Here is a 5,890-nt window from a genome sequence, read left to right as displayed (position 1 = left end):
CTGGGCACGATGACCGTGATTACCGGCGTTTCGGGATCGGGCAAGTCCACGCTCATTCAGGACACGCTCTACCCACGCCTGATGAACGAGATCTACCGCTCGCACATGGTGCCCTCGCCGCACACGGGGATCTCGGGCATCGAGCATATCGAGAAAGTCATTGACATTGACCAGTCCCCGATTGGCCGAACCCCGCGCTCCAACCCCGCGACCTACACGGGCACGTTCGATCTCATCCGCGACCTCTTCGCCGCCACCCCCGAGGCAAAAGTGCGCGGCTACGGCCCCGGCAGATTTAGCTTCAACGTCAAAGGCGGGCGCTGCGAGGCGTGCCAGGGCGACGGCATCCTGAAAATAGAAATGCACTTTCTCCCTGATGTCTATGTTCCCTGCGAGATCTGCAAGGGCGCACGCTACAGCCGCGAGACCCTGCAAGTGATGTACAAGGGCAAGAACATCAGCGATGTCTTGAATATGTCGGTGGGGGAGGCGGTCGAGTTCTTTGAGGCCGTCCCGCGCATCGCCCGAAAAGTCAAGACCATCGCCGATGTGGGCCTCGACTACATCAAGCTCGGTCAGCCCGCCACAACCCTCTCCGGCGGCGAAGCGCAGCGCGTCAAGCTCGCCACCGAGCTCTCTAAGCGCAGCCACGCCGCGACGATCTACATCCTAGACGAGCCCACCACCGGCCTGCACTTCGCCGACATCGAAAAGCTCCTCACCCTCCTCCAGCGTTTGGTAGACGCGGGAGCCACGGTTCTGGTGATCGAGCACAACCTCGATGTCATCAAGTGCGCTGACTGGGTGCTCGACCTTGGCCCCGAAGGCGGCGACGGCGGCGGCATCATCGTCGCCACCGGAACCCCTGAGGACATTGCAAAGTGCAAAGCCAGCCACACCGGGCGATACTTAAAGAAAATACTGTAAAGTAAAGCGATGACAAGAGTTCTGGTGACGGGGGCGGCGGGTGTGGCGGGACGCGAGACGGTGCGACAGCTGCTGGCGGCGGGCTACAGCGTGCGGATGGCGGATGTCTCGGTGCCGAGTGAGACGTTTATCGGTGCTGAGTTTGTGCGCTGCGACACGCGCTCGCCTCAGGATGTGGACGCGGCGGTGGAGGGCTGCGACGCGGTTGTCCATCTGGCGGCGTGGCACTGTGCTCATATCCCGCCGGTGAGCGATGCGACGATCTTTGCGGTGAACGTGGACGGGACGTTTTATGTTCTTGAGGCGTGCGTGAAGTTCGGGGTGAAGGCCGTGGCCTATGCGTCTTCGATGGCCTACGGACACGGTGGGGTCTACTCAGTCACGAAGGTTATCGGGGAGGATCTGTGCCGGACGTGGCACCACCGCACGGGAAATCCGATTACCCTCCTGCGCTATCATGATTTTGTGCCCAAGCCCTACCTGGCGTTTGGGGAGAAGCTGCTACGAAACGGCGTGGATGCCCGCGATGTGGCCGCGTCGAACGTGGCGTCCATTGTGAAGGGGCTCGAAGGCGGTTTTGGGGTATTTCGGACGATTGTTCATACCAACCACGGAATGCCTGACGAGGTCGTGGGGGACTTCAAGACGCACGGTCTGGCTTGGTGCGAGGCTCAGGTGCCAGGAAGCAGTGCCTCGATCGCCAAGTACGGAATTACCTTCCCGGATCGGGTCGAGCAGCACGATATGTCGGAGACTGAGAGCACTCTGGGCTGGACGCCTAAGATCAGCTTCGCAACTTTTCTCCAAGACCTCACCGAGCGCGAGGCACGCGGCGAGGACATTCGCGCGCTCTGGTCAGCGGGGTGCCTACGGGCGACGGTGCCGCGCTAGCCGATCCCGGTGGATCTTTGTCGAGTCCGTGCGCAGCCAGAGGGGGCCGACGCCGGTGTTGAGGCGCTCGTACTCGGGGCCGGGGGAGTCTTTGTACTCGATGACGACATCAGGCTTCTTTACCCCAATGGTATAGGTTCCGTCAAATTTTAGGTGCCCCGGATAGAACCAGGTGTAGACCGAGCGTCCTAGTGGAGCCTGGTGCATGGGCTGATGCGCGATCACGGGGTCGCACTTGCCTAGCCCATCCAGGCAGCGGCGCTCCATGAAAAACGGCCCGTGTCCCGCCGTGGTCACCGCAACCACGGCATCGCTCTGGGTGATGTCCTTGACAATCAGACCCCGCACGGTCAGGAGCAGGTTATCGTTGTCGCCCAAACCACCGTGGGCATAGACAGGAGGCACGACGAGCAAAGCACGACCGAGCGACTTAACCCCGTTACGGGAGTTGTTGAGCAGAACCAAAAGCGCCGTCAGCCCGAGGAGCCAGAGGCGTCGGTCTTTTGCGAGGGCAACCACGGCTTGCGCCAGCACCACAAAGAGCAGAGAGATTGCCGTGCTGATGTAGCGGTTGGCCCCCCAGCCCTCCCAGGCATCGCCACCCACCCAGATACTGTAGGCGCACTGCGTGAGAAAGATAAGGCAGAGGAGCATAGCCGGGCCGCGTTGACGGATGCCGTAAAAGAGCGGCCAGAGAATCGGGAGAAACTTCACGCTCCATAGAAACGTCCAAAAGACATACAGCCCTCGGGTTACACGCAGGCCCAGCGGATAGCCTGTGAGCTTCAGGTAGTAGGTATTGGGGAGCGGATCGCCGTAGTAGAGCACCCGGAGTAGGGTGGGCAAGCCGATACCCAGTAAAAGAAGCGTGGCGATTCCCAGCGGCTTGCGGGCGGCTACAAAAGAGAGCACAAGTGCAGGAACCAGAAAGTCGAGCCGTGTCCAAATGCCGAGCAAGAGCAGTGCATAGAGAAGCCAGGGCCGCTGTGGTTTCTGAAGTGCGAGACGAGCTGCGCTGGTGAGAAGCAGTGCCAGCAGCCCCACCTCCATCCCGAGCATTCCCCAGTTGTTCAGGGAGTAGTAGGTTGCCGTGAAAACAGCTGCTACCCGAGCTGTTGCGCGGCTACTTGGTGCGAGCATCTCTGCAAGCCGGTAGACTTGGATAACATTGAGAAGCAGGCAGCTCGCGCTCAGAAGCTGAACGGGGAGTGCTACCCACTCGATTGGCAGAAGCGTCTGCCAGGGAACCATCAGGAGTGTCCAGAGCGGGTTGGTGATTCCCTCGACACGCTCCCCCGGATTCCAGACCAGCCCATCGCCGTAGGCAAGGTTGCGTGCGTAGCGTAGCGAGATCATCGCATCGTCAAAGAGCGTAAAGAAACGTGTCTGCCCGAGCAGAAAGCTAGCTCGACAGATATAGGCGATGCAGTAGATTCCCAGTGCTGTCAGCAGCAAACGGAGAAACGGGTCACGGGGAATCTTGGGGCTTTTCATGACGTACCCGCCGATTGAAAGCGGCGTTTGAGAGCCTCGTGCCTCGGCTGAGAAGTCGCTCCGCGACTGCGGAGCCGCATAAGTGGTTTAGTCGCGGAGCGACTTCCTGGCGGAACGCCCTCAGACGCTGATTTCAACCAGCGGATCACTCGGTGGGGGGATTCGGAAAAAAGTCTCATAGCTTATTGAGCACAGCAAGTGCTTGACTAAGGGGCCGATCCGAGGCATCAAAGACGAGGCTCTCGGGGGGCTTTTTCTCTCGGGCCGCCTCGTGCCACTGGGCGAGAAAATGACCAATACTATTAGGCCATAGGGAAGTCGGAACCCAGAGGCAGCGCTGGGTGGGGGCGAAGGTACGCCGATCGCGGCTCTGGCGTGCGAGGAAAAAGCCGGGTGCGGGGCTCTTCATCTCCGCAAGCAGGTTGTCCGCAAAGGCTTCGGCAGCGACTTGACGCACGGTATCAAACACATCCCAGAGTGCTCTCGATGGGCCATACCAGGCTGAGGAGGGGAGGGAGTAGGAGGGATTGCGGAAGCTGGTACCAAAGCTTGGTAGAAAAGTGATATTGTCACCGAGGAAGATCATGGAGTTGTTTTGCAGCTGTGCATGGGTGAGGTCTACGGGATCGGCACCTCGCTGGCGGAGGCAGGCAAGGCGAAGACTCTCACTGTAGCCCAGAGTTGCGTCCCAGGTCGTACCGTCGCGCTGGTAGCCGGTTGGGTAGATATCGGTAAGGATGAGGCCCGCCAGACCGGGTGTGGCGGCGAGCTTTTTGAGTGCGGGCAGGACGGCTGCCTGGGTCTCGGGCAGGTCGGGGCGTAGGTAGCTTGGGGAGCGTTTCCCCTCGACCGTTTGCTCAGTGCCCACCATCGCCTGGAGGGGGCGCACGAGGGCCGCGACGGGAATGCCTTCCGCCTCGCCTGCTTTTATCGCGGCTGCCAGAAGTGCTACTTCGTCCCGCCCCACTTGCACCCAGAGCGCGGTGAAGCCTCTTGCTTTTGCCGTGGCGACGGCAAGCTGGGCCTCGCTCGCGTTCTGGATCGCGACGGCCAGCGTGCGCGGCGGGCTGTTTTTCGGCGGCTCAGGAAGTGCACTAATGTCCGTTTTGGGGCGACTTGTTTGTCGGAAACTATTGCTGGCCCAGCGCACGGGAACGGGGTCGTAGCCGGGGGGCAGAAGCTCTAGGACGGTCTGGGGTGTGTAGATAATCTTGTCCGTGTTGATGGGAGCGCGGTTCGGGTCGCCGTTCGGGTTGTTCTGGTAGAAGGCGATCTGCTTGGCGACTTGCTCGCGCAAGGCGGGGGAAAGCTCACTCACTCGGAGCGCCTGTGTGTTTGGGGTGAGCTTTGTGGCAAGTGCCGCATCGGGGCGGTTGGGATCGTCATCGCTCCACGTTAAGTAGGCCGCGAGCATGGCATCGGCTCGCTCGTCGGCTCCTTCTTGCATTTTAGTAAGGTTCTGCTGCGCTGCTGTGAGCCAGTCGTGGATGCGGCCCATTCGGATCGCGAGGGGAACCAAGTCGTCGGTGAGGACATAGCCCGGCCCGACTCTTCGCCACGTTCCGGTAACGCACCGTGCGAGTGCCTGGCAAATATCCCCGGCACGGGCACTCGGCCCCCGCAGATGCACCGCAAGGCTCGCATAGCGCGGGTCACAGAACAGCTCCTGCTTGGTTGCCACACCACAGCGCACCACCAGCTCCCCGACCGTTTTTACCCCGACCAGGGACACGGTGGCATCAAGCAGAGGGCTGGCGTACTCAAGCTGGCTAGGCTTGGAGCTATTACTGCGTGGTGAGGTAAAGGTCGCCCCAAACGTCCCGCCGCTGCTACCGATTGTCGAGAGATCATTGAGGTCAAAAGACCTTCTGATGTTTTGGGAGAGAGTAACCCCAGGAATATCTGTTAGGCTTGTGACAAAACTCAGTGTCTGTACTGGTTGCCGTATTAAGGTGTCTGTAGCTTCTGCCTGGGAGAACCCGAGTCGGATATTGGCAGGCATAACGAAAGAATCTCCAGAGAGCCGTGCGCCAGGCAGAAAGACTTGCTGAGAGGCAGAGATTCCCAGCTCCCAGCTTGGTTTCGTGGGTTCGTTGCTGGCCACGGAGATTGCGCCGCCATCGCTGTTGGTGAAGTGGTAGGTAAACTTGCGCGAGAGGCGCAGGCGAGTTTGCTGGCGTGTGGGGTCTTTTATCTCGGCAGCCTCGCCGTTTCGACTGAGAGTGAGGGGATTGGGCAGGAGCGCGAGAAAAAGCGTGCGCTGGTCGCGGCCCAGATCCCCAAGACCCAGACCGGCGCGGCTACAGAGCTTTGCCCACTGCTTCTCACTCAGGCTCGCCTTGAGGAGCGCCAGCTTCTGCTGCTCGCCCAGACCGGCAAAGAGATCGGGAGCGGGGAGCTTCTCCCAGAGCAGCTCGGTGCGCTGCTTGGGAATCAGGGCCGTGAGCGAGCCGACGGTGGCAGGCTGGACGGAGTTCTCGTTACTGGCAGAGAGTGCCAGCAGAGGGCCACGCGTCTCCGGGTTCCAGACAAAGTTATCCGGGAAGCGTAGCGCAGGGGGGGGCTGTTGCGGCTGTGC

Annotated in this window: 4 protein-coding genes; 2 read left to right on the top strand and 2 right to left on the bottom strand. The window is 60.8% G+C overall.

Annotation, left to right across the window (positions count from 1 at the left end; all coding sequences use genetic code 11):
* Both RMO15_RS17745 and RMO15_RS17740 read left to right on the top strand, forming a co-directional pair.
* A partial coding sequence (locus RMO15_RS17745; protein ID WP_309714852.1) for an ATP-binding cassette domain-containing protein occupies window positions 1-927 on the top strand: 927 nt, incomplete at its 5' end.
* A gap of 9 nt (window positions 928-936) precedes the next feature.
* Window positions 937-1,818 carry an NAD(P)-dependent oxidoreductase gene (locus RMO15_RS17740; RefSeq protein WP_309714850.1) on the top strand — a complete coding sequence of 294 codons (882 nt, stop codon included), beginning with the start codon at window positions 937-939 and terminating at the stop codon, window positions 1,816-1,818.
* On the opposite strand, the gene RMO15_RS17735 is transcribed toward RMO15_RS17740, so the two are convergent.
* The gene (locus RMO15_RS17735; RefSeq protein WP_309714848.1) at window positions 1,795-3,312 is read right to left on the bottom strand and encodes a hypothetical protein; all 1,518 of its coding nucleotides are present in this window, start codon (window positions 3,310-3,312) and stop codon (window positions 1,795-1,797) included. The genes RMO15_RS17740 and RMO15_RS17735 overlap by 24 nt on opposite strands.
* 175 nt (window positions 3,313-3,487) lie before the next feature.
* The coding region (locus tag RMO15_RS17730; protein WP_309714846.1) for a hypothetical protein at window positions 3,488-5,890 on the bottom strand (2,403 nt) is incomplete at its 5' end.

Source organism: Armatimonas sp. (genome assembly GCF_031410135.1).
Taxonomy (GTDB): Bacteria; Armatimonadota; Armatimonadia; order Armatimonadales; family Armatimonadaceae; genus Armatimonas.
The sequence above is the reverse complement of the archived record's forward strand: the minus strand, read 5'-3'. Positions and strand labels throughout refer to the sequence as shown.